The sequence below is a fragment of the Rhodoferax sp. genome, from assembly GCF_018780565.1.
Classification (GTDB): Bacteria; Pseudomonadota; Gammaproteobacteria; order Burkholderiales; family Burkholderiaceae_C; genus Rhodoferax.
In genome coordinates this window covers 80,157-104,576 of sequence record NZ_JADMJN010000002.1, presented here as the reverse complement: position 1 = coordinate 104,576, position 24,420 = coordinate 80,157, and the positions used below count along the sequence as shown (strand labels likewise).

The window sequence follows — 24,420 nt, the reverse complement described above, 5'->3', positions numbered from 1 at the left end:
GTGATTACCCGCCGCAGCAACCACCGCAGCATGTGCCGCCGGCCGCCTTGCCACTTTTGCCGATCTGGACACGCCACGTCTGTGGCCCTTTTTCCAGATAGCTCCAACTGAACTGACCGGGTGAGCGCATCTGGAACTGCTCATTCAGGGGACGCGGGTCATGGTCGTTGACCAGTTCCAACACCTGCCCGGGCGCCAGGGCCTCGAAGGCGCTGAAAATCAAGGTGTGCCGCTGTGGCGGCGCGATCTGGCGGAGGTCAAGAACGTTGGCGAGCATTGCAGACATGGGTCAACCTTTTAAAGATGTATTGTTGATGCCTGTTTAATATAACCGTCAAAGCGGGGAAAATGTCAGCAACTTCTTGAGCTACATCAGACAAACTCCATGAATCGACACCTCTGGCTGCTGGCCATCTGCCAGGGACTCTTCCTGACCAATAACGTGACCTTCATTGCCATCAACGGGTTGGTGGGTTTGAGTCTGGCCCCCCTGGGCTGGATGGCCACCCTGCCCGTCATGGGCTATGTGGTGGGAGGCGCCTTGTCCACCGGACTGGTGGCTCAAACGCAGCACCGATTTGGGCGCAAGGCTTCTTTCCAATTGGGATTGGCCGTCGCACTGGGCTCAGCCTTGCTGTGCGCGTATGCCGCGGTCCACAAGGATTTCTGGTTGCTGTGCGCCGCTACGGTGGTGGCCGGGTATTACAACGCCAATGCAGGCCTGTACCGCTTCGCCGCTGCCGAGTTGGCGCAGACCGCCTGGCGCGAAAAAGCGGTGTCCCTGGTCATGGCCGGCGGATTGATTGGCGCCGTGTTGGGCCCCAACCTCGCCCAGCAAACTCGCACCATGATGAGCGTGCCGTTTGCTGGCGCCTACATCGCGCTGGCGGTGGTCGCCCTGCTTTCGATGGCCACGCTCAGCTTCATTGATTTCCCGCCGCCCTTGCCCAAAAAAACCGGGGAAGGCGGCCGCCCCTTGCGCGAGATCATGGCGCAGCCCGCCTTCATCGTCGCGGCGGCCACAGGTGCGCTGGGCTATGGCGTGATGAACCTGCTGATGGCCGCCACCCCCATTGCCATGCAGCAGTGCAACCTGCCATTTTCTGATGTGGCGCTGGTACTGGAGTGGCATGTGATTGGCATGTTTGCACCAGGGTTTTTTACCGGGCATCTGATCAAGCGTTTTGGCGCACTGTCCATCATGGGGGTGGGCGTTGCACTCAACGCAGCCTGCATCATCGTCGCGCTGTCGGGCGTCGACCTGCACCAGTTTTTGCTGGCTCTGTTTTTGCTGGGGGTGGGATGGAATTTTCTGTTCACCGGCAGCACCACACTGTCCCTGCAAACCTATTCTCCAGAAGAAAAAGACCGGGCACAAGGTGCGCTCAACTTCTTTGTCTTTGCCACGCTGGCCTTGAGCTCATTTGCATCGGGCGTGCTGGTCACCACCCGTGGCTGGGCGCTGCTGAACTACGGCTCGCTGGTACCAGTTGCCATCACAGCGGCATCTCTCTTGTGGCTGGCGCGATTGCAAGGACTGAAACGCGTCGGCTGAACCGGTCACTCTTGGCTATATCATGTGCCTATCAGCCTTAAGCCTCATCAACTCCATGACCCGAAAACCCAGCGCATGAGCCAGAACGAAAAATCGGTGATCCTGATCGTTGACGATGTTCCGGCAAACATCAAGTTGATGCGATCGGTCCTGACATTGGCCGATTACGAAGTCTTGATTGCAACCGACGGACCCTCGGCAATTGAAATGACAGTGGCGGAATCACCCGACTTGATCCTGCTCGACATCACGATGCCGGTCATGGATGGCTACGCGGTATGCCAACGCCTCAAGGCCATCGAAACGACCCGGAACATTCCGGTCATCTTTGTAACAGCCAGAAGCGATCCCAGCGCAGAGGCCGAGGGCTTTGCCTCAGGTGCTGCCGACTTCATTACAAAACCCATTTCAGTGCCCACCGTGCTCGCCCGTGTCAAAGCGCATCTGGCTTTGCGCAGCAGGCAACAGCATCTGGAAGGCATGTTTCGGGACGTCATTGAATTTGCACCGGACGCTTTCATTTTGATCGACTCACAGGGTGCCATCGTCCGTATCAATGCACAAACTGAGGACTTATTCGGATACCGGCGGGACGAGCTGATCGGCCTGCCCGTCGAAACCCTTATGCCAAAGCGCCTGCGCAGCATTCACGCGCAGCATCGCCAAGACTACATGGCGCGACAGCACCGGATGCTCACCGCTGGCGTACCTTGTTTGCGCAAAGACGGTACCGAATTCATTGGCGAAATCAGTTTAAGCCCGCTCGAAACCGATCATGGAAACCTGCTGATGGCCGTGGTGCGGGACGTCACGGCGCGCCAGCAGGCTGCCCAAGAGCTAGCCGACTCGCGCCAGCATCTGCGAGCACTAGCAGCGCAGAATGAAGCAGCCAGAGAAGGCGAAAGAAAGCATATTGCGCGGGAAGTGCACGACGAGTTGGGCCAAGTCCTGACGGCGCTGCGCATGGACATATCTCTGTTGGGCCTGCGTTTCGGAGCGCTTGACCCCGCCTTGGCCGCAAAGGTCCTCAGCATGAAGGGGCTGGCGGATCGAGCCATCGAGGGGGTGCGCAACGTCGCCAGGAACCTTCGGCCGTCGGCGCTGGACATGGGCTTTCTGGCTGCCATTGAGTGGTTATGTGCCGAATTTTCGGAGCGCACCGGCGTGCCCTGCTTGATCAACACCACAGAACACGGCGTTGAACTCGATGAAGCGCGAGCGGTCGTGGTCTTCCGCATCGTGCAGGAGTCGCTGACCAACATAGCCCGCTATGCCAACGCCAGTCAAGTGAACGTTCACATTGCTCGCAGCAGCGACGCATTGTGCGTCGAGGTCGCCGACAATGGGCAAGGATTTCATGTACCGGAGGTGACGGGCAAAAAATCTTTCGGATTGCTCGGCATGCGCGAACGGGCTCTCGCGCTGGGCGGACGGCTTGACATCCGCAGCGCACCTGGGCAGGGTACCCTCGTCAACCTGTCAATTCCCCTTGATCCCCTGACAGAAAGGCCGCTTGCGTGATACGACTGCTTCTTGCTGATGACCATGCCATCGTTCGCGGGGGTTTGAAACAGATTTTTCTACTCGCCGCTGATATTCAGGTGGTTGGCGAGGCTGTGGACGGCAGCGAGGTCATGGAAAGCGTCCGCAGCATCCCCTGCGATCTTCTGCTGCTTGACCTGAACATGCCAGGCATCAGTGGCGCGGATTTGATCGTCCGGGTCAAGAGTCACAAACCCGAGTTGCCCATTCTTGTGCTCAGCATGCACAACGAGCCGCAAGTTGCTGCACGCGTGCTGAAGGCCGGCGCAAATGGCTATATCACCAAGGATTGCGAACCCGATGTCCTTTTGCATGCCATCCGCAAGGTAGCCGCCCACGGCAAGTACATTGCCCCCGAACTCGCAGAGAAAATGGTCTTCGATGTCACTTCCTTAGCCTCCCAGGCACCCCACCACCAGCTATCGGACCGTGAACTGGAAGTGTTTCGTCTGCTGACCACCGGCATGGGCGTCAATGAGATTGCCACGCAGCTTGCCATCAGCAACAAGACCGTCAGCACCCACAAGGCCCGCCTGTTTGAAAAGTTGAATCTCAGCAGCATGGCCGATCTGATGCGCTATGCGATGCAAAACAATCTTTTGAGCTAGCGCTCGGCACAGCGCATCGATCCCTTGGTGTAGGGCGCTCCCTACCCACCTCACCCTGTTTCCTGACATCAAAACCGGCACCGCCCGATGGTGCTATCGTGTTCGCCTAGACATTATTGGCCCATAAAATGAAATTGACAGTGGGACTTGGATACATAACATGAGCAACAACGTTGAGAGCATCATGACCCGCCTGCGAGACGAATTCATAGCGTGTTTGCCAGAAAGACTGGCCGTGCTGGATGCGCAATGGGTGGCGCTGACGCGCGGAGAGCCCGAATCCATCGAAGTCCTGCATCGCATGGCTCACAGTCTGGTGGGGGCGGCTGGTACGCACCGCCTGTTGGGTGTGAGCGATGCGGCGCGCACTGTGTCGCGCATTGTGGCTGCTTTGCCACCAGGTATTGAGGTCGCCACAGAGCAGCTGGACACCTTACGCGCGGCAATGAACATATTGACAGAGGCAGTTTCCAACCCCGGCGTCAATCCATTGCCGCCACTGTCCGTCGGTCGCGCAACCCCCCCCCGGATCATGGTAGTGGACGATGACGCCGATCAAGGCCTGTGGCTGCGCTCGATGCTGGAGCCGGCTGGTTATCAAGTCGAGCTATTTTTCGAACTTGCCGCCTTCCGGGCGGCCTGCCAAGATTGCGAGCCCCCCTCTGCAGTGGTCATGGACATGGTGTTTTCAGCGGGTGACGATGCGGGCGCCCAGACCATCGCAGAACTGAAGGCAAATTGGCTGAGCCAGACGCCTGTCATCTTCTTGTCCGCGCGCAAGGACATCGAGTCCAAGCTAGCAGCCTACCGCGCGGGTGCCACCAGTTATTTGACCAAGCCAGTTGATCCTGATGGTCTGCTGCGGGTGATGGCTGAAACCGTGGCGCTGACTCCCACACAGCCCTACCGTGTGCTGCTGGTTGACGACGACCCCATCCTGTTGCAGCTTCACTCTGCATTTTTGCGGCAAGCGGGCATGACGGTACTGACAACCGACAACCCGTTGCGGGTGCCTGAAATTCTGACAAATTTTTCGGCCGAGGCGTTGGTGCTTGACATTTACATGCCGCAGTGCTCCGGGCCGGAATTAGCCGCCATATTGCGCGATGACCAGCAATATGCCGAGACACCGATTGTTTATCTGTCAGCAGAGACCGATGTCTCACGGCAACTGCTGGCATTGGGGCGGGGTGGCGATCATTTTCTGACCAAACCCGTAGATTCACTCCATTTGGTGGCGGTGGTGGCGCTGCATGCCCGGCGCTTTCGCCAGGCTCAGGAGGCGTCTGCATCTGCGCGTGCAGCCCGCTATGAGCGGGACCGCCATCTGCAAGCCGTCAACGCGCACGCCATCGTTAGCGTCGCGGATTCTGCGGGCAACATCACCTACATCAATGACAAGTTTTGCGAGGTAAGCGGCTATAGCCGGGATGAGCTGCTGAGCCATAACCACCGCATTCTCAAGTCGGGGGAGCACCCACCCGCGTTCTACAACGATATGTGGCACACGATCAGTCGCGGCGAAATCTGGTCGGGTGAAGTTTGCAACCAGCGCAAAGACGGTCGGCATTACTGGGTTGAATCCAGCATTGTTCCTTTCGTAGATGCTGCTGGCCTGCCCTACCAGTACATTTCCATTCGCACCGACATCACGGAACTGAAGCAAATCGAGAAAAACCTGCGCATCAGTGAGGAGCGCCTGCGGCGTGGCCAAGCGTATGCCAATATCGGAACTTGGGACTGGAATATCCAAACCGGTGCACTGTACTGGTCAGAACGCATCGCACCTTTGTTTGGTGATACCAACGGCGAACTGGAAACCACCTACGAAAACTTCGTCAACGCCATCCACCCAGATGACCGTCAGGCGGTGGCCGACGCCGTCACCGCGTGCGTCGAGCACGATACGCCCTACCAAATCGAGCACCGCGTGGTGTGGCCGGATGGTGCCGTGCGCTGGCTGATGGAACGCGGCGCCGTAACGCGCGACGCGTCCGGCAAGGCCAGTCATATGCTGGGCGTCGTGCAGGATATTCATAGCCGCAAGCAGGCGGAGCTAGCGCTGATCGAGAGTGAGAAACGTCTGAAAGAGGCGCAGTCATTGGCGCGTCTGGGTCATTGGGAAGCGGTCCTAGAAAGCGGTGAACTTTTCTGGTCTCAAGAAATTTTTCACATCTTTGGTCGCGACCCGGCAACCTTCAACCCCAGTGTTGGGGCATTCAAAGATGCTGTACACCCTGACGACCTGGCGCTGGTCAGCAATAGCGAGAGACGGGCCGAGCAGACAGGCATCCATGATGTGGTGCATCGCATCGTGCGGCCTGACGGCACGGTGCGCTATGTGCATGAACTTGCGCATGCTGAACGGAGCGCTGATGGCCGGCTGCTTCGCCTATCGGGCACAGTCCAGGATACGACCGAATTCATGGAGGCCAAAGAGAATCTCCGGCAAAGCGAGGAGCGTTTTGCCTTTGCCGTCGAGGGCGCCGGAGACGGCATCTGGGACTGGAATATGAACACCGGTGAAATGCCGCTGTCCGGGCATTATGAGGCGATGCTGGGCTATAGCAAAGGCGAATTGACTCCGACCGTTGATGCCTGGGTTAGCAGTATTCATGCTGATGACATCACTCGGGTACAGCAGAACTTGCGGGATTACCTGGAAGGCAAGCTGCCGCTCTACGTAGTTGAACTGCGCCTACGCTGCAAGGATGGCGGCTACAAGTGGATCCTTTGCCGTGGTACGGTGGTGGCTCGCAATGGCGAGGGTCAGCCCGAGCGCATGATCGGCATTCACAGTGACATTGACAGGCAAAAAGAGGTCCAAGCCGAACTGGAGGTTGCTCGAGAGAGCGCCGAACGGGCCAACAAGGCCAAGTCTGACTTTCTGTCCAGTATGAGCCACGAACTGCGCACGCCGATGAATGCCATCCTCGGTTTTGCACAGATGCTGGAATACGACTCATCCCTGAGTCCAGACCAGTTGGAGAATGTGGATGAAATCCTCAAGGGGGGTCGGCATTTACTGGCGCTTATTGACGAAGTGCTCGATTTGGCCAAGATCGAAGCTGGCCGTGTCGATCTGTCGATCGAAGCGGTGGATTTGACTGACTTGATCGAGGATTGTCGACAGATGATCATGCCCTTGGCGGAAGCTCGCAGGTTGGTATTTGATCTGGAGATATCACAGGGTGCGGCGGTACGCGCCGATCGTTTTCGCTTGAAGCAGGTGTTGTTGAATTTGCTGTCGAATGCTGTCAAATACAACTCTGAAGCGGGAAGTATTTGCCTGAGCGTGCACTCTGTTGACGGCGGTCGCCTGCGTATCGCGGTGTCAGACACCGGGCCTGGCATCCCCGCTGATCGACTGGTTGAACTGTTCCAGCCCTTCAATCGCCTGGATGCGGGATACAGTGAAGTGGAAGGCACGGGTATTGGACTGACCATTACCCGGCAACTGGTGGAATTGATGGGCGGAATAGTGGGCGTTGAGAGCCAAATCGGTGCTGGGAGCACCTTCTGGATTGAGCTGCCCTCCGAAACTTTGGTGGCAACTGACATGAAGGTAGAGGCAACGAGCGCAAGTGGCACGCCGCCGACTGCTTCCCATACACGCGAACATATGATCCTGTGCATCGACGATAACCCGATGAATCTCAAGCTCATCGCACAGATGCTTGGCACGCGTCCACATATCCACCTGCTCACTGCCCACACGCCGCAACTGGGCATCGAACTGGCGCTGTCGCGCCGCCCCGAGGTAATCCTGCTGGACATCAATATGCCGGGTATGAATGGCTACCAGGTGCTGGATATCTTCAAGGCCCATGAACACCTGAGAGTAATTCCTGTCGTCGCCATTACGGCCAATGCCCTGCCTCGCGAGATTGAACGCGGCCGCGCTGCCGGTTTCGCCGCATACCTCACCAAGCCAGTCGATCTGAGTAAGTTCATCCAAATCATTGATGCCCATCTGTCGCGCAGGCCGATGGCCACAAACCAGGAAAACCTGAAATCATGACCGAACCCAACTCAGCCCAGTCCCGGATTCTGATCGTCGACGATGAGCCCGCCAACCTCAAGCTGCTAGACAAGCTGCTGACCAGCCAAGGCTACACACAGCTTGTGCTGGTGCAAGACCCGCGCGAGGTGCTTGACCGTTACCGGGAGACTCGCCCCGACGTCATACTGCTCGACATCAACATGCCGTATCTGGATGGCTATCAGGTCATGGAGCAGCTGAAAGCGTTGGATGACCCGCTCATGCCACCCATTGTCATCCTCACGGCCCAGCGTGGGCATGACCATATGCTCAGGGCTCTGGCCTTGGGCGCGCGCGATTTCGTTGGCAAGCCCTTTGACCGCATCGAATTGCTGATGCGCGTGCGCAACTTGCTGGATGCCCAGCTCGCCCATCGCCTGGTGCATGACCAAAAATCGGTATTGGCGGATTTGGTGCGCATCCGCACCATGGAGCTGAGGGAGACACGTCTTCAAGTGGTAAGACAACTTGGTCGTGCAGCGGAATACCGTGACAATGAAACCGGGCTGCATATCGTCCGGATGAGCCAGGTGTCGGCACTGCTGTCTCGTAGCCTTGGTCATACCGAGGACATGTGCGAATTGATGCTGCATGCCAGCCCCATGCACGACATCGGAAAAATTGGTATCCGCGATGACATATTGCTCAAGCCGGGCCGGCTGACGCCGCAAGAGTTTGAAATCATGAAGACCCACGCATCGATTGGTGCAGACATGCTGCTCGGGGACAACTCGGAGTTGCTGAAACTCGCGCGGATCATTGCACTGACCCATCATGAAAAGTGGGACGGCAGTGGCTACCCCAATGGTTTGGCTGGCGAGAGTATTCCGCTGGAGGGTCGCATCGTTGCAGTGGCTGATGTATTTGACGCGCTAACCTCTAGCCGTCCCTACAAGAAGGCGTGGCCAGTGGATGACGCGACCACGTTTATCGAGGAAAATGCCGGTAAGCACTTTGATCCCGAGGTGGTCAAACATTTCCTGCTCCGGTTGCCGGAGATCCTCGCCATCATCGAGTTTCATGCCGATCCGATGGAATCCGCAGGCTGAGCCGGCCCTGCATGATTCTGACCAATGGCATTGCGCCAAATTCTCGACCGCCAAGCCGAACGCAACCCGATTGCCGTCCTTATCAAAGTCAATCCCGCTTAAAGCACAACTGCCTCAAATCAACTTTGGTTTTCTCATGCAGCGAGCTACCGTGAAATAGATTCGGGTTGACGCGGAACCCAGCGAAGCTTCCTCAGTTGTAGGGCGTTCCCTACCCGCCCCAGCCTGCTTCCTGACATCAAAACCGGCACCGCCCGATGGTGCCATCGCGTTCGTCTGGGCATCATTGCCCCATGGACCGAAAACTTTTAATCGTGGATGACTCAGCACTGATCCAGACCGCTCTACTGGGGCTGTTCGAAGGCATTCAGGGCATCCAGTCAATTGACACCGCCAGCACCTTGACTCAGGCGCTGAACTGCGTGCGCCGCACTCTGCCGAACTTCGTCATTCTGGACCTTAACCTGCCAGACGGAAATGGCAGCGCGATCATCACGCTTTTGAAAGAGATGGTGCCCGGCATGCTCATCGCCGTACTCACCAACGCCGCCTGCGACTTCAACCGCAAGAAGTGCCTGCGGGCGGGTGCGGACTGGTTCCTTGATAAATCCAACGAGTTTGAAGCGCTGCTGAGAATTTTTCAAGACCTGGCAGCACAAAACGACATTCCACGGTCGATGGTGCCCTGAACGCCGCGTCAATAAGAAACCACCATGAACCATCTGAAAATTTCTACCCGTTTGACCTTGCTGATTGGCGCGCTCGCAGCGCTACTGATCGCCATTGGCGCCATCGGACTGGTTGGCATCGTCAAGTCCAACGATGCCTTGCAAACTGTGTATGAAGACCGCACGATCCCAACGGGGCAGATTGCCGAAATCCAACGCCAGCTGTTGCGCAACCGTCTGGCCATTGCTGTCGCGCTGGTCACGCCCACGCCGGAAACGATTGCCGAGAGCGTGGCCGAAGTAGACGCCAACATTGCCACCATCGGCAAAGTCTGGTCTGCCTACATGGCCACCACACTCACCCCGCAGGAAGCAAGAATTGCCGCCCAATTCGCGGCTGATCGTGCCCGCTTTGTGCAGGAGGGCCTCCTCCCCACTGTCGCAGCGCTGCGCGCCAACGACACCGACACAGCCAGACGCCTGGTCATGGAAAAGATTCGCCCACTCAACGTTGCCGTCAGTGCCGGTATTCAAGCGCTGCTCAAGCTCCAGCTCGACGTTGCCAGGGAAGAATACGACGAAGCGCTCGCACGCTACACCGTCATCCGCGCAGTCTGCATTGGCGCCATTGTCGTCGGCGTTCTTTTTGCCTTTGTCTTCGGCTTGGCATTGATTCGAAATATCTCCCGATCACTCCAGTGCGCGGTAGACGCCGCCAACGCCATTGCCCAGGGAGACCTGAACCAGTCCATTCCAACCAACGGCAAGGACGAAGTCGCGCAGCTTCTCAGGGCCCTGTCTGCCATGCAGCAGAACTTGGAGCGGGTTGTCTCTGAGGTGCGCGAAGGCTCCCAGACCGTGGCCACCGCCAGCGCACAAATTGCATCCAGCAACGAAGACCTTGCCACCCGCACCGAACAGCAAGCCAGCGCACTGGAGCAAACCGCTGCGTCCATGGAAGAGTTCAGCGCCACTGTGAAACAAAACGCCGACAGCGCGGGCCAGGCCAACCAGTTGGCCCTGGCCGCCAGCACAACAGCAGTTCAGGGTGGCAAGGTTGTCGCCCAGGTGGTCGACACCATGAAGGGCATCAACGAAAGCTCCCGCGAGATTGCCGACATCATCGGCGTCATTGATGGCATCGCCTTTCAAACCAACATCCTGGCCCTGAACGCGGCCGTGGAAGCGGCCCGTGCCGGCGAGCAGGGCCGCGGCTTTGCGGTGGTGGCCAGTGAGGTGCGCAACCTCGCCGGACGCTCCGCCGCAGCGGCCCGGAATATCAAAAACCTGATCGACGCCAGCGTGCAAAAAGTCACTGTTGGCAGCAACCTGGTCGATCAGGCCGGCGCCACCATGAACGAAGTTGTCAATGGCATTAAGCGCGTCACCGATCTCATGGGCGAGATCAGTGCAGCCAGCAGGGAGCAAAGCCAGGGCGTCTCACAGGTGGGCGAAGCCGTCACACACATGGATCAGGTAACGCAGCAAAACGCCGCGCTGGTTGAAGAAATGTCCGCCGCAGCCAACAGTCTCAAGAGCCAGGCGCAAGACCTGGTCAGCACGGTGTCAGTGTTCAAAATCACATCGGGTGCTGCCAATGATCTCAGGGGGAATTCAGTGGAAGTTCGCTCGACCACGCCACAGCGTGCGCCGTACACCGGCCCGGAAAAACGAGCTATCGCATCCAACTCTCGCCCCTATTGATCAAAGGAATCCACCATGAATTCGCTTATTCACAAGCCCAGGGTGCTGGTCGTTGAAAACGAGGCCATCGTAGCGCTGGACATCCGGCTGCAACTTGTCGAACTGGGCTATGAGCCCGTCGGCCAGACCATGCGCGGCGGGCGGGCGGTCCATCTCGCCGGGCAACTGCGACCAGACCTGGTGCTGATGGACATTAAATTGGCCGACTCGATAGATGGCGTTGCCGCGGCCCAAGCCATTCAAACCCTCTATGCGATACCCGTCGTATTTCTGTCGGCCTTCTCTGAACATGAGGTCATGGCTCGCGCCAGACTCGTCAAACCTTACGGGTACATCGTGAAGCCCTTTTCACAATGGGAAATGCGCACGGTGATGGAAATCGCCTTGTACAAACGCAAAGAAGAGTTGGACACATGCTGCTGTGGCCTTCATTCCAACAGCCATCACACAGCAGAAGACTGCTTTCCGCCGCTCACTGACGACCTTGGACTCCCCGCGCTGACTGAGCGCCCTCAAGGCTCCATCGATCACTAACAACACAGTCCATCCATACCCGTCAGAGAAATTTGAAATGAAAAACAACATTCCCGTCACGCAGCAAGAGTACGAGTTTCCGGACAGCGAAACGCTGCTATCGACCACTGACACATCCAGCCAAATCACCTATGCCAACGCCGCGTTTGTAAGAGCCTGCGGCTTCACGATCGAAGAGATGCTCGGGCAGCCCCACAACATCGTGCGCCATCCCGACATGCCAAAAGCAGCCTTTGCCGACATGTGGCGCAGCCTGAAGGAGGGCCAGTCGTGGACTGCACTGGTCAAGAACCGGCGCAAGAACGGCGACCACTACTGGGTGCGCGCCAACGCCACACCCATGCGCCGAAACGGAACAGTCACCGGCTACCTCTCGGTTCGCACCAAGCCATCGCGAGCGGAGATAGACGCCGCCGAATCCCTGTACCGTCGCTTCAATGAAGGACGCGCATCCGGCATTGCCTTTCACCGCGGTCTGATCGTGCGCACAGGTCTCTTGCGCGTGCTCAGTGCGCTCCAACTGCTGCCCACCGTTTGGCGGGTGCGCCTGCCGCTCATAGCCATGGGGCTGGTCATGGGTCTTACCCTGGCGGAGGCGGGGCTGGCTTCCACCGCCCTGGCTCCCGTGGCGGCGGCGCTGATCACCAGCCTGCTGCTCGTCGGCTGGTTCATTGAGGCGCAAGTGACATCGCCTTTGCACAAGATTCTCGAAGTCGCACAGCATGTTGCCAGTGGGGAAGCCGCTCAGGACCTGCGCTTGAACCGTTGTGACGACATTGGACTCATCGCGCGAGCCGTCAATCAATCCGGGCTCAATCTGCAGTCGCTGGTAGGCGATGTGCATGAGCAGGCCTCCGGCGTCCAGGTCACCTGCATGGAAATTGGCGCTGCAACCATCGACCTGTCCAGCCGCACAGAGCAGACCGCGTCCAATCTGGAGCAGACCGCCGCCGCCATGGCGCAGCAAACGGAAACCGTGCGCCAGAATTCCGACACGGCACAAGAAGCCATTCAGGTGGCGGGTGACGCCAGTCAAGTGGCCGCAGAAGGCGGTGCGGCCGTGGCCCGAGTCGTCGCCACGATGTCGCAAATCTCCGCCTCAAGCCGGAAAATCTCCGACATCATCAGCGTGATTGACGGCATCGCGTTTCAAACCAATATCCTGGCCTTGAATGCCGCCGTGGAAGCGGCCCGCGCTGGCGAGCAGGGACGCGGATTTGCGGTGGTGGCCAGCGAGGTACGCAGTCTGGCCGGGCGGACCGCAGCAGCAGCCAAGGAAATCAAGAGCCTGATTGAAAACTCGGTTGACCAGGTCGACAACGGGTCCCGGTTAGTGGCCGATGCCGGTCAGACCATGACCCATGTGGTCGGTCAGGTAAAACGCGTCAATGATCTGATTGCAGCGATCACTGCGGCCTCGCGTGAGCAGACGCTTGGGATTTCCCATATCGGCCTGGCGCTCACGCAGCTCGACGAAATGACACACCAAAATGCCGCCATGGTGGAGCAAAGCAGCGCTTCGGCCATCAGCATGGGCGATCAAGCCCAGCGGCTGGTGGATGCGGTCAAGGTCTTCTCGGTGTAAGCATTGAAACGAGTTGGGGAGAATCACCATGCACGCTTCAAAACTCCACCTCCACCTCCACCTCCGCCAGCGCCATCACATTGCTGCTTGGCTCTGCGTGGCAGGCGTCCTGCTGCTGTTGGGGGAGCACATCTTCCATGTGAAGTACCAAGACTACATTCGGATCGATGCGATCATGCTCCTGGGCGTTCTGCTGCTTCCGGTCGTGTTCAGTGTGGCACGCGATCAGACCAGTGAAAGCAATTTCGAAAGCCTCAAAGCCGCGCACCAGGCTAACTTGCAAGCCATCGAGGCGCGGCAAAACGCGATTTTCGACGCCAGTCCTGACGCCCAACTGATCAGCGATGCCCAGGGCACAATCACGCATGCCAATCGTCAGATCGAGCGCCTGCTAGGCTACAGCGCCAACGAACTGATCGGCCAACCCATCGAAATCCTGATGCCTCAGCGTTTTCGAGGCCACCATCCCGCGCAGCGAGCCGATTTCGCCGAAAAGCCGAAGGCAAGGCAGATGGGCCTGGGTCGAGAGGTCATGGCCCAGCGCAAAGATGGCAGCGAGTGTGCGGTGGAAATCCGGCTGAGTCGAATCGAAACGCCCGGTGGCAGCCTCTTTGTCAGCGCCTTGCGGGACGTCAGCGAACGGAAAAACTTTGAAAACCAACTGCTGCGCCAAAACACCACCCTCTCCAGCATCATCCAGAATTTCCCCAGCGGCATCTCCGTGTTCGGCCCCGATCTGCAGCTTGTCGCACACAACCAGCTTTTCATGGACATGATGGAATTCCCCGAGTCCTTGCTGGCCGGCCCCGTCGTCCACTTCGAAGACTTCATCCGCTATAACGCCACGCGCGGCGAATACGGCCCCGGCAACCGGGAGGAGCAGGTCCAGGCCATCGTCACTCGGGCGCGAAAATTGGAAGCACACACCCTGGAACGGACCCGCCCCAACGGCACTGTGCTGGAGATCTGCGGCACGCCACTGCCCGGCGGCGGCTTTGTCACCGTTTACATTGACATCTCGGAGCGTCAGCGCGCTGAAAAATTCGAACAATTTCGCAGCCAAACGCTGGAGCTGCTGGCCAGCGGGAAGCCGCTCAACGAGGTCCTGCAAGCCATTTGCCTGGGCGTTGGAAAGGTGAACCCGCGAATGCGGTGCAGCGTCTCGCTGCCGGACTTCGACAGTTCGGCACTGGAGGGCGTCGCATCACACCCCTACGGGCAAGCTAACAAGGCACTGGCAAACCAGGCAGGCCTGAGTGCGTGCTGGTCTCGGCCAGTGCTTTCCAGCACTGGCCGCGTGCTTGGGACCTTTGCCGTCTATCACCCGCAAGCGCAAGCACCGTGTGCCTCGGACATTGCCATCATCGATCAATCCGCACGCCTGGCCAGCATTGCCATCGAACGCAGGCAAGCCGATGAGCAACAGCGAATTGCCGCCGCCGCCTTTGAATCACAAGAGGGCATGATCGTGACCGATGTCAATGGCGTCATTTTGCGGGTCAACCAAGCCTTCACCCAGAGCACCGGCTACTCTGCTGACGAGGCGGTGGGGCAAACTCCACGTTTGCTGAAGTCGGATCGTCACGACGTCGCCTTTTTCCGCGATATGTGGGAATCCATCCAGCGCACCGGTGGATGGCAAGGGGAAATCTGGGATCGCCGCAAGAACGGGCAGGTCTATCCCAAGTGGCTCACCATCTCGGCGGTCAAAGGCGATGACGGTGCGGTGACCCACTACATTGGCACGCATTACGACATCACCGAGCGCAAGAAAGCGCAAGAAAAGATTGCAGAACTGGCATTCTTTGACCAATTGACTGGCCTGCCCAATCGCACTCTTTTGCTTGACCGTCTGAAACAGGCCATGACGGTCAGCGAACGCACGGGGGTGTATGGTGCCGTGCTGTTCATTGATCTGGACAACTTCAAGTCCCTGAACGACACACTGGGTCATGACGTCGGTGATTTGCTGCTCAAGAAAGTCGCACAGCGACTCACCGAGTGCGTTCGCGAGGTCGATACCGTTGCCCGACTCGGGGGCGACGAGTTTGTGGTGATTTTGCCCAGCCTGGGCACGAGCGAGGTCGACGCGGGCACCGGGACCAAAATCGTCGCCCGGAAGATCCTCACCGCGCTCAACCAGAGCCACCAACTCGGCATCACGGCACACCACAGCACCGCCAGCATTGGCGCTACTCTTTTTCTGGGACAGGGCGCCAGCGCCGACGACCTGATGAAGCAGGCCGACCTCGCCATGTACCGAAGCAAGGAAGGCGGCCGCAATGCACTGCGATTTTTTAACCCCGAGATGGAAACTGCGGTCTTGCAGCGCGTCGGGATGGAGAAGGATTTGCGCGAGGCGGTAACTCAAAATCAGTTTCTGCTGTACTACCAGGCGCAGGTTCAGGACAGCGACGGCTTGACCGGGGCTGAAGTGCTGCTTCGCTGGCGTCATCCGCAACGCGGCATGGTGTCGCCAGCCGACTTTATTCCCCTGGCTGAAGAAACCGGCTTGATACTTCCGCTGGGCCTCTGGGTGCTCGAAACCGCCTGCTTCCAGCTGGCCCTGTGGGCGTCCGTCCCGGAAATGTCCCACCTCACCATTGCCGTGAATGTCAGCGCCCGGCAGTTCCATCAAGGTGACTTTGTCGATCAAGTGATGGCCGTGCTCGACAGAACCGGCGCCAACCCCAAACGGCTCAAACTTGAGTTGACCGAGAGCCTGCTGGTGACCAACGTCGAAGAAACCATCAGTAAAATGATTGCACTCAAGGCCAGGGGCGTGAGCTTCTCGCTGGATGATTTTGGTACCGGCTACTCATCACTCGCCTACCTTAAGCGCCTTCCACTTGACCAATTGAAAATCGATCAATCGTTCGTCCGGGATGTCTTGAGTGACCCCAACGACGCGGCCATTGCCAAAACCATCGTGGCACTCGCCGACAGTCTCGGTCTGGGGGTGATTGCCGAAGGGGTAGAAACCCAGGCGCAACGCGACTTTCTTGCCGGCCATGGCTGCCATGCCTACCAAGGCTACTTGTTCAGCTGCCCCTTGCCGCTGCCCGCTTTCGAGGCCCTTGCACAAGGATTCGTTGCGCGTGATTTGCTCACTGTTTGACCGCACAACCCCGGGACAGTAATATCGCAGCAGACCCGACGATCAAAGACGGAGCACCCATGGAAGTCCCCATGTCCCAGCAGGAGGCGCACGCCGACAGCGCCTCCGTCCAGCCCAGCGGCGTACTGCGCTACTCCCAGGCACTGATGGAGGCAGTGGACCGTCATGCGCTGGTGTCTATTGCGGATCTTGCTGGCGATATCATCCAGAGTTCTATCATGACTTGTGGCACACCATCTCCAGTGGAGGGATATGACAGGACGAGATCTGCAATCGCCGTCGCGACGGCACCCTTTTCTGGGTCGAGTCCACGATCACGCCGTTTCTCGATAGCGAAGGGAAAATCTACCAATATGTCTCCATTCGCACCCACATCACCCTCGTCAAATCAGCACAGACCCAATGCGTGGCAGCCCAACAGGAAGCCGAACGCGCCAACGCAGCCAAATCGGAATTCCTCGCCCACATGAGCCACGAGTTGCCCATTCCAATGAATGCAATTCTGGGCTTCGCGCAGCTGCTCGAACGCAATGAAGGCACTGCCAGCGGAGGCCGGGACAGCGTGCAGGAAATTCTCACAGTCGGTCACCATCTGCTTAAACTCATCAATGAATTGCTGAACCTGGGAAATGCAAAGTCCGACAACCTGCCAATGCCGCAGGAATCCACCGATGCCAAAGCACCGCAAATACAACGAGGAAGCCATGCGCCATAAGGTTATTTACATCGAAGACAACGCCTCCAATTTGAAACTGGTGACTCAAATCCTGGGACGCCGTCCAGACATTGAAATGCTGGCAGCCGCCACTCCCGAGCAGGGGATCGCACTGGCGCTGGCGAATTGCCCTGACTTGATCCTTGTTGACATCAATATGCCCGGCATGGACGGCTACCAGGTCCTTGACATTCTGAAGAGGGAAAGCAAGCTTGAAAACGTCCCGGTCATCGCCGTCACAGCCAATGCCATGCCGCGGGACGTGGAACGCGGCATGGCATCAGGTTTTGCCGAGTATCTGACCAAGCCGCTGGACATCGACCGATTCATGAAAACGATAGATCGCCACTTGAATGATGGGCTGAAGCAAGGTCACAGTCGATAAATTATGCGGATCAATCCAAGGAAGTATCTCCAGAAGTCACTCCGAGCCAGAGTAACGGTATTCACCATCGGCATTTTCCTGGTGAGCATTTGGAGTGTGGCGCTATTCGCCGGCAGTACGCTGCGTGACGATCTGCAAGCCCGAATGGGCGATCAGCAATTCTCAACAGCGTCTTTGGTCGCTGCAGACATTCAACAAGAACTACTTGACCGAACGCACACATTGCAATCATTCGCACAGCGACTGAGTGCGCTGCCATCCTTCGATATTGCGACACTGCAGGTCGATCTGCGGCAGCAACACCCGGCCCTTGATGACGGGTTCAATGATGGCGTAGTGGTCCTTGGATTGGATGGGCAAGTGCGTGCCAGGACTCAGCAGCCAACCACTTTGGCAGATGAAATCGACACCGACGCCCTGAAAACGGCCATCAACGAGAAGAAATCAACCATCGGACTGCCGGTCATGGGGAAGTCTCAAAAGTTTCCTCGTTTTTCTATCGTCACCCCCATTTTCGACTCACAGGGCAAGGCCATCGGTGCCGTGGTCGGCACCACTGATTTGGCTCAACCCAACTTTTTTGACCGCATTTCGGGGCACCAGTACGCAAAGAGTGGTAGTTTTGTTCTTGTTGCGCCGCAGCTTCGACGAGTCATCATCGCTACCGACAAAAGTCGCACCATGGAATCCCTTCCGGCTACTGGCGTCAATCAGAAGCTGGACCGTTTTCTTCAAGGCTACGAAGGAACCGCGGTCTACAAAACCTCGTATGGCCTGGAAGTATTGGGCTCCGTGAAAAAGGTACCCGTAGCAGGCTGGCTTGTGTGGATTACCCTTCCCACCCAGGATGCCTTCGAACCCATACGCAGCTTGCAGTTGCGCATCGCGGCGGCGACGGCATTTCTGACGCTGCTGGCAGCAGTGGCAATAGGGTGGATGATGCACCACGAATTCTTGCCCTTGCGCGCAACATCGCGCTTGCTCGCCGGAACCATCCCGTCAGAATCCCTGCAAAAGCCCTTGCCCGTTGGACGCCCCGATGAACTTGGGGATCTGATTTCCGGCCTGAATAGATTGATGGCCATAGTGGAACAGAGGGAGGCTGCGCTGCGATTGAACGCCCAGCGACTAGACCAAGCGCAGCGTGTCGCCCAAGTCGGCAGTTGGGAATTGAACTTGCTGACAGGCGAGTTGATCTGGTCGGACCAAATATTTCGCTTGTTTGAGATCGATAGAGTCCTATTCGACGCAACCTACGAAGCATTCCTCAACGCCATTCACCCCGATGACCGCGAAGCCGTGAATCAGGCCTACACGCGCTCACTTGAAACCCGCCAGGCCTACGAAATCACCCATCGACTGCTGATGAGTGATGGCCGCATCAAGTGGGTGCGCGAGCGTTGTGAAACGGATTTTGATGCAACAGGAAAACCTGTCGAATCACGAGGCACGGTACAGGATATCAGCGATCAGAAGCAACTGGAGGAAACCTTGCGCGAAAGCGAGGACCGCTACCACTCGGTCGTCTCTGCACTGACGGAGGGCGTCGTGCTGATAGGCCGAAATGGCAAGTCGATCACCTCCAACCCGGCCGCTGAAGCCATTCTTGGCTTGAGCGAGGACCAGATGCGCGGCTTGGCTTCGATTCACCCACGCTGGCGGACAATCTACGAGGATGGCACCCCTTTTCCGGGTGATATGCATCCCGGGCCTGTCACACTGCGAACGGGCCAACCGCAGTTCAATGTCATCTACGGGATTCACACGCCCGATGATGATTTGCGGTGGATCGCTGTGAATTCCCAACCGATTTTCAAGGACGGCGATCCGTTGCCTGTGGCCGCAGCAGTGTCCTTTTCCGACATCACCGAGCGCAGGCGCAACGAGCAGGCATTGAGGGCTCAGGAAGCGTGGCAGGAGAGCGAGCGCCGCTCCCGCACCATCATCAACGCCTCCCCCATGCCACTGGCCGTCAACGATGATCAGGGACGCATCACCCTTCTAAATAGCGCTTTTCTAAAAACATTGGGCTACACCCTGCAGGACATTCCGACACTGCAGGCATGGTGGCCACTGGCCTACCCGGATCCGCACTACCGTCAATGGGTGATGCAGACTTGGCAGCAACATCTGGATGATTCAACGCGCACAGGTCAGCCCTTTGTTCCCATCGAGATCGCTGTCCGATGCAAAGATGATGCGATGCGCACCTTCATGGTCAGTGCCACGCCGCTGGAAGGCGGGCATTCCGGCGAATATCTTGTCAGCCTGTACGACATCACCGACCGGAAGCAGGCCGAGCAGACCCTGATCCAGGCCAAAGACGAAGCGGAACGCGCCAACCTGGCCAAATCAGAGTTTCTCTCACGCATGAGTCACGAATTGCGCACACCGTTGAATGCGGTCATCGGCTTTGGTCAGTTGCTGGAAACCGACCCGCAGAATCCATTGACGGAGATCCAGGTCGACAACGTGCATGAGATCCTGCATGCGGGCCGTCATTTGCTGGAACTCATCAACGAGGTCCTGGACCTGAGCCGGGTGGAAAGCGGCAAACTGGAAGTCCACCTGACGTCGATCCCAATCGTTCCAACGCTTGAAAAGTGCATCGCACAAGTCCTGCCTCTGGCCGCAAAACGCAGGATCAACATTGAGCTGGACGTGAAGCAGGCCTATAGGGTCCAGGCGGACCATCTTCGCCTGGACCAGGTGCTGCTCAATCTTCTGTCCAACGCGATCAAGTACAACCGTGAAGACGGCCACATTGCGCTGACTTGCGTGCCGACTGCCGGGCATCGGTTGCGCATCAGCGTGCGCGACACCGGCAAGGGCATTGCGGCCGACGCTCTGCCACGCCTGTTCCAGGCCTTCGAGCGCATCACGTCGGGTGATGAGGTGGTGGAAGGTACCGGTATCGGACTGGCACTTTCCAAGAAACTGGTTTTGGCCATGCACGGCGACATTGGCGCAAGCAGCCAACCAGGCCACGGCAGCACCTTCTGGTTTGAACTGCCTTTGGCGGCCGAGGGAGAGGGTGCCACGGAGCACCGTCGCCGCAGCAACGATTCAGTGTGAGTCAGGTCTTTCGGAGCACGCGCTAAAACTTAAAACCGGGCATCCAGCCAACGCTTGAGCTCGGCAAAAACCGGCTCGGCATTGAGCTCGTTGAAGATCTCGTGGTAGAGAGATTCAAAACAATGGGCGTTCACAACTTCTTTGGGCGCTGCGGCCGCAAAGGCCCGGCTACCGGCCGGATTCACCAGCTTGTCGGAGCCGGCATAGATCAGCAAGGTGGGCACCTTCCATCGGGGCGCCAATGCCACTGTGGCGGCCCCTTCCTGGGCAATGAACCGGGCAAGCCGCCCTGAAATGCGGTCATGCACCAGTCGGTCGCTCTGGTAGGCAGCAACCACGGCGGGATCATGCGATATGAGGGAGGCATCCAGTCCGTTGCCCACGCGCAGGTTGGGGGCGATTTTCGGCAACACCGACACCAGCAGCTTCTGCACGGCGCTGAGCCCGGGGTCCAGCGCCGGGGAAGACATGATCAGCGCCTCGACAGGGCGCATCGCCAGCGACACAAAACGTCCGACCACCAGACCACCCATGCTGTGGCCCAGCAGTATCAGAGGGGTTTCAGGGTCCATGCGGGCACGGGTGCTGTCCACCACGTCGGCCAGGTCGTCAAGCAGGCGGTTGTCCGTGGGCAGGCCGCCACGAGGACCACCCGACTCGCCGTGGCCATACTGGTCATAGCCGCGCACGGCAAAGCCCCAGTCATTGAGCTTGCGCGCCACATGGTCATACCGGCCGGCGTGTTCACCCAGGCCATGCACCAGGATCACCACACCGCGCAACCTTGACCCCTGTTCCAGCGGCCAGTCCTGAATCGCAACGTTGTCGCCATCGGCTGCAACAAAGGTTGAAAGCGTGGTGTCGGTAGTCATAAGTCACTCGGTGGAGGATGGTTGAAAAGATTGTACGTGTGCCGCGCCGAACCACGCCGCAGGGCGGACAATCGCCCGGGCAATATCGTGAGATAGTTCCAACCTTGGCAACACCCCATTTCTGTGAAATACCGGCCTATGTCCATCTCCCCTAGTCAACCCGTTCGTCGCCGCGTCTGCCTGGCTGCGGTGATGGCGCTCAGCCTGGCAACACGGCACGTCATGGCACAGGCCCGGACTCTGCTGAGGGTGTCCACGCCAGCGGTTTCCAGTGACTGGCACGCCAGGATGTGGACCGTCATGAAGGAGCAACTGGAAAAATCGGCCCCCGGCCAGTTCGACATGCAGATCAACCTGAACGCGGCCCTGTTCAAACAGGGGACCGAGCCGGTTGCTATGGCGCGCGGCAACCTGGAATTGGCAACGCTGTCTGCTTTTGACATGGCCAAGCTGGTTCCCGAATTTTCGATTTTCACGGCGGGCTACGTCATCCGCGATCCTGTCCATTTGATGAACGTGTTCAATGGGCCTATTGGCGAGGAGCTATTCAAACGCGTGAGCGACAAGATGGACTTGACCGTGCTCGCGCCCATTTACTACGGTACGCGCCAGCTCGGTCTGCGCGAACCCCGCAGCATCAAGACCCCGGCCGACCTCAAGGGGCTCAAGCTGCGCATGCCGCCGGGCAGCAAGGACTGGCTGTTCCTGGGCGCGGCGCTGGGCGCCACGCCGACACCGCTGGCTTTTGGCGAGGTCTACCTGGGCCTGAAAACCGGCACCATTGACGCCCAGGACAACCCCCTGCCGACCGTCAAAAGCGCCAAATTCCACGAAGTGACCAAACAGCTCACCCTCACCAGCCATCTGGTGGATGTTCTGTTCATTGCGGTGTCCAACAAGCTGTGGAACGGGTTGAACCCGGACCAGAAGCACAAGCTCAGGAGCGCGGCCCAGGCTGCCGCCAGGTACAACAATGAACAGCGACTGGCCGATGAGGAGCAGATGCTGGACTTCCTCAAGCGCCAGGGCCTGACCGTCACGAAACCCGATGTGGACGCGTTTCGCAAATCGGTGCAGGCCACCTACCTGCAGTCAGAGCAGGCCCGGGCCTGGCCCAAGGGGCTGCTGGACCGCATCAACGCCACCCGGTGAGCGGCATCATGTCACGGCTTCTTCAGCGCGGGGCAAATGCCATCGGGGTTGTGCTGTTTGCTTCGCTGTTCCTGGTGTTTGTGGTCCAGGTCACGGCGCGCTTCGGATTCAACCAGCCGCTGGCATGGACCGACGAGGCCGCCGTCGTGTTGTACCTGTGGGCCATCCTGTGGGGCTCGGCACTGGTGTGCAAGGACCGTGAAAACGTGGCTTTTGACCTGCTCTACCAGAAGGCACCCCCGCCAGTGAAACGGGCGATGGCGCTGGCCGGATGCGCCCTGATCGGCGGCCTGGCAGCCTGGGGCCTGCCCGGCTCGCTGGACTACATTCATTTCATGCGGCGTGAGTCCACCCCGGTGATGGGCCTGCCCATGGACTGGGTGTTTGCGCCCTTTGGCTTGTTGCTGCTGGCCCTGGCGGTGCGCTACGCCCTGCGCATCTACCGCCTGCTGGGCAAGAACTGGCGGGCACATTTATGAGCTCCGCACTGATCACCTTGCTCGCGGTGCTGGTCGTGGCCATGTTGCTGCGCGCGCCCATTGCCTTTGCCATGCTGGCCAGCGGCATCGCCTACCTGATCGTCAAGGGTCAGGACCTCGGTCTGGCTGCCGAGCAAGTGCTCAATGGCCTGTACAACGGCTACGTGTTGCTGGCCGTTCCGCTGTTTGTATTTGCGGCCAACCTGATGAATGCCGGCACCATCAGCGAACGCTTGTTCGACCTGTCCCGCGTGCTGGTGGGACGCATGCGCGGGGGCCTGGCGCAAGTGGATATTCTGGTCAGCGTGATCTTCTCCGGCATGAGCGGCAGCGCCATTGCGGATGCAGCCGGGCCCGGCCTGGTGACCATCAAGCAGATGCTTAAGAAACCCGAATACACCCCCGGCTTTGCCGGTGCCGTGGTGGTGGCCAGCGCAACCATCGGACCCATCATTCCACCGTCCATTCCGATGGTGATTTATGCGCTGGTGTCGGGCACCTCGGTCGGCGCCCTCTTCCTGGCCGGCGTGGTCCCCGGGCTGCTGATGGCCGCCCTGCTGATGGTGGGGGTGCATGTGATCGCCACGCGGCGCAAGATGCCCCAGGACGACCCCATTGCGCGGCGCCATCTGCCGGGTATTTTGATGCGCGGTCTTTTGCCTTTGAGTCTGCCGGTGGTGCTGCTGGCGGGCATTTATTCAGGTGCATTCACCCCCACGGAAGCCGCAGCCGTGGCCGCCCTGCATGCCCTGGTGCTGGCCGCCGGGGTCTACCGCGCCTTCTCGCCCCAGGCACTGTTTGCGGTGACACTGGAGTCGTTGCGCTCCAGCGCCGTCATCACCATGATCATCGCCTCGGCCTACCTGCTGAACTACGCCTTCACCGCGGAGGGCGTGCCCGGGCAACTGGCGCAGTGGGTGAGCGGTCTGAATCTGGGGCAGCTGGAATTTCTGTTGCTGGTCAACGCGGTGTTTCTGGTGCTGGGGTGCTTCCTTGATGTCTCGGTCATGCTGCTGGTGTTTGTGCCCATGCTGATCCCCGCGGCCAAGCTGCTGGGTATCGATCTGGTTCACTTTGGCGTGGTGATTGTCGTCAACATGATGATCGGGCTGGTGACCCCGCCCTTTGGCATGCTGCTGTTTGTGACCAATGCACTGACGGGCATCCCGCTCAAGGACATGGTGCGTGAGGGCTGGCCTTTCACCGCGCTGCTGATGCTGGCCCTCTTGATGATGACGCTGTTCCCGCAAATTGTGTTGTGGCTGCCGCAAAGCATGGGCTATGTGACGCACTGAAAAGCAGCAAACAATAGGGGCAATTACCATTTGCGCTCCCGG

18 protein-coding genes are annotated in these 24,420 nt (G+C 58.7%); 16 read left to right on the top strand and 2 right to left on the bottom strand.

Going from position 1 to position 24,420, the window contains the following annotated elements; all coding sequences use genetic code 11:
• Window positions 1–4 precede the first annotated feature (4 nt).
• Entirely contained in the window at window positions 5–286 is a 282-nt protein-coding gene (locus IV109_RS00910; protein WP_296690983.1) for a DUF2249 domain-containing protein, read from the bottom strand.
• Between the two features lie 99 nt (window positions 287–385).
• On the opposite strand from IV109_RS00910, the gene IV109_RS00905 reads away from it, so the two are divergent.
• The 13 genes from IV109_RS00905 to IV109_RS00845 all read left to right on the top strand — a co-directional run bounded on the left by IV109_RS00905 (window position 386) and on the right by IV109_RS00845 (window position 20,580).
• A complete protein-coding gene (locus IV109_RS00905; RefSeq protein ID WP_296690980.1) occupies window positions 386–1,555 on the top strand; it encodes an MFS transporter in 1,170 nt (389 codons plus the stop codon).
• 75 nt (window positions 1,556–1,630) lie between these two features.
• Entirely contained in the window at window positions 1,631–3,076 is a 1,446-nt protein-coding gene (locus IV109_RS00900; protein WP_296690977.1) for a response regulator, read from the top strand.
• Window positions 3,073–3,705, top strand: a complete 633-nt coding sequence (locus IV109_RS00895; RefSeq protein ID WP_296690976.1) for a response regulator transcription factor — start codon at window positions 3,073–3,075, stop codon at window positions 3,703–3,705. The genes IV109_RS00900 and IV109_RS00895 overlap by 4 nt, the downstream gene beginning before the upstream one ends.
• Before the next feature lie 160 nt (window positions 3,706–3,865).
• Window positions 3,866–7,726, top strand: a complete 3,861-nt coding sequence (locus tag IV109_RS00890; RefSeq protein ID WP_296690974.1) for a PAS domain-containing protein — start codon at window positions 3,866–3,868, stop codon at window positions 7,724–7,726.
• The gene (locus IV109_RS00885) at window positions 7,723–8,796 is read left to right on the top strand and encodes an HD domain-containing phosphohydrolase (RefSeq protein WP_296690973.1); all 1,074 of its coding nucleotides are present in this window, start codon (window positions 7,723–7,725) and stop codon (window positions 8,794–8,796) included. Before IV109_RS00890 ends, IV109_RS00885 begins: the two co-directional genes overlap by 4 nt.
• 293 nt (window positions 8,797–9,089) lie before the next feature.
• Window positions 9,090–9,485 (top strand): response regulator, encoded by a 396-nt coding sequence (locus tag IV109_RS00880; RefSeq protein WP_296690971.1) that lies wholly within the window; start codon window positions 9,090–9,092, stop codon window positions 9,483–9,485.
• Between the two features lie 24 nt (window positions 9,486–9,509).
• The gene (locus IV109_RS00875; protein WP_296690969.1) at window positions 9,510–11,168 is read left to right on the top strand and encodes a methyl-accepting chemotaxis protein; all 1,659 of its coding nucleotides are present in this window, start codon (window positions 9,510–9,512) and stop codon (window positions 11,166–11,168) included.
• A 15-nt stretch (window positions 11,169–11,183) separates the two neighbouring features.
• A complete protein-coding gene (locus IV109_RS00870; protein WP_296690967.1) occupies window positions 11,184–11,702 on the top strand; it encodes a response regulator in 519 nt (172 codons plus the stop codon).
• 37 nt (window positions 11,703–11,739) lie between these two features.
• Window positions 11,740–13,287 carry a PAS domain-containing methyl-accepting chemotaxis protein gene (locus IV109_RS00865; RefSeq protein ID WP_296690966.1) on the top strand — a complete coding sequence of 516 codons (1,548 nt, stop codon included), beginning with the start codon at window positions 11,740–11,742 and terminating at the stop codon, window positions 13,285–13,287.
• 139 nt (window positions 13,288–13,426) lie between these two features.
• Entirely contained in the window at window positions 13,427–16,405 is a 2,979-nt protein-coding gene (locus IV109_RS00860; RefSeq protein WP_296690964.1) for an EAL domain-containing protein, read from the top strand.
• A 406-nt stretch (window positions 16,406–16,811) separates the two neighbouring features.
• Window positions 16,812–17,120 (top strand): histidine kinase dimerization/phospho-acceptor domain-containing protein, encoded by a 309-nt coding sequence (locus IV109_RS00855; protein ID WP_296690962.1) that lies wholly within the window; start codon window positions 16,812–16,814, stop codon window positions 17,118–17,120.
• Window positions 17,077–17,505 (top strand): response regulator, encoded by a 429-nt coding sequence (locus IV109_RS00850; protein ID WP_296690960.1) that lies wholly within the window; start codon window positions 17,077–17,079, stop codon window positions 17,503–17,505. The genes IV109_RS00855 and IV109_RS00850 overlap by 44 nt, the downstream gene beginning before the upstream one ends.
• 81 nt (window positions 17,506–17,586) lie before the next feature.
• Complete coding sequence (locus tag IV109_RS00845) at window positions 17,587–20,580, top strand: PAS domain S-box protein (RefSeq protein WP_296690959.1); 2,994 nt, start codon at window positions 17,587–17,589, stop codon at window positions 20,578–20,580.
• A gap of 29 nt (window positions 20,581–20,609) precedes the next feature.
• On the opposite strand, the gene IV109_RS00840 is transcribed toward IV109_RS00845, so the two are convergent.
• The gene (locus IV109_RS00840) at window positions 20,610–21,452 is read right to left on the bottom strand and encodes an alpha/beta hydrolase (RefSeq protein WP_296690957.1); all 843 of its coding nucleotides are present in this window, start codon (window positions 21,450–21,452) and stop codon (window positions 20,610–20,612) included.
• Window positions 21,453–21,590: 138 nt separating this feature from the next.
• Between IV109_RS00840 and IV109_RS00835 the strand changes: the two genes are divergently transcribed.
• Genes IV109_RS00835 through IV109_RS00825 form a run of 3 tightly spaced genes read left to right on the top strand, consistent with a single transcriptional unit; the run spans window position 21,591 to window position 24,378 of the window.
• The gene (locus tag IV109_RS00835) at window positions 21,591–22,604 is read left to right on the top strand and encodes a sialic acid TRAP transporter substrate-binding protein SiaP (RefSeq protein ID WP_296690956.1); all 1,014 of its coding nucleotides are present in this window, start codon (window positions 21,591–21,593) and stop codon (window positions 22,602–22,604) included.
• 8 nt (window positions 22,605–22,612) lie between these two features.
• On the top strand, window positions 22,613–23,083 hold the full coding sequence (locus IV109_RS00830) for a TRAP transporter small permease (protein ID WP_296690953.1): 471 nt from the start codon (window positions 22,613–22,615) through the stop codon (window positions 23,081–23,083).
• Window positions 23,080–24,378, top strand: a complete 1,299-nt coding sequence (locus tag IV109_RS00825; protein WP_296690951.1) for a TRAP transporter large permease — start codon at window positions 23,080–23,082, stop codon at window positions 24,376–24,378. Before IV109_RS00830 ends, IV109_RS00825 begins: the two co-directional genes overlap by 4 nt.
• Window positions 24,379–24,420 lie beyond the last annotated feature (42 nt).

What these genes read in the sequence shown, in the direction of transcription:
- IV109_RS00880 (WP_296690971.1), top strand. Translation starts at nt 9,090, where the DNA reads ATGGACCGAAAACTTTTAATCGTGGATGACTCAGCACTGATCCAGACC.
- IV109_RS00885 (WP_296690973.1), top strand. Translation starts at nt 7,723, where the DNA reads ATGACCGAACCCAACTCAGCCCAGTCCCGGATTCTGATCGTCGACGAT.
- IV109_RS00850 (WP_296690960.1), top strand. Translation starts at nt 17,077, where the DNA reads ATGCCAAAGCACCGCAAATACAACGAGGAAGCCATGCGCCATAAGGTT.
- IV109_RS00825 (WP_296690951.1), top strand. Translation starts at nt 23,080, where the DNA reads ATGAGCTCCGCACTGATCACCTTGCTCGCGGTGCTGGTCGTGGCCATG.
- IV109_RS00835 (WP_296690956.1), top strand. Translation starts at nt 21,591, where the DNA reads ATGTCCATCTCCCCTAGTCAACCCGTTCGTCGCCGCGTCTGCCTGGCT.
- IV109_RS00890 (WP_296690974.1), top strand. Translation starts at nt 3,866, where the DNA reads ATGAGCAACAACGTTGAGAGCATCATGACCCGCCTGCGAGACGAATTC.
- IV109_RS00905 (WP_296690980.1), top strand. Translation starts at nt 386, where the DNA reads ATGAATCGACACCTCTGGCTGCTGGCCATCTGCCAGGGACTCTTCCTG.
- IV109_RS00840 (WP_296690957.1), bottom strand. Translation starts at nt 21,452, where the DNA reads ATGACTACCGACACCACGCTTTCAACCTTTGTTGCAGCCGATGGCGAC.
- IV109_RS00900 (WP_296690977.1), top strand. Translation starts at nt 1,631, where the DNA reads ATGAGCCAGAACGAAAAATCGGTGATCCTGATCGTTGACGATGTTCCG.
- IV109_RS00870 (WP_296690967.1), top strand. Translation starts at nt 11,184, where the DNA reads ATGAATTCGCTTATTCACAAGCCCAGGGTGCTGGTCGTTGAAAACGAG.
- IV109_RS00865 (WP_296690966.1), top strand. Translation starts at nt 11,740, where the DNA reads ATGAAAAACAACATTCCCGTCACGCAGCAAGAGTACGAGTTTCCGGAC.
- IV109_RS00910 (WP_296690983.1), bottom strand. Translation starts at nt 286, where the DNA reads ATGTCTGCAATGCTCGCCAACGTTCTTGACCTCCGCCAGATCGCGCCG.
- IV109_RS00830 (WP_296690953.1), top strand. Translation starts at nt 22,613, where the DNA reads ATGTCACGGCTTCTTCAGCGCGGGGCAAATGCCATCGGGGTTGTGCTG.
- IV109_RS00875 (WP_296690969.1), top strand. Translation starts at nt 9,510, where the DNA reads ATGAACCATCTGAAAATTTCTACCCGTTTGACCTTGCTGATTGGCGCG.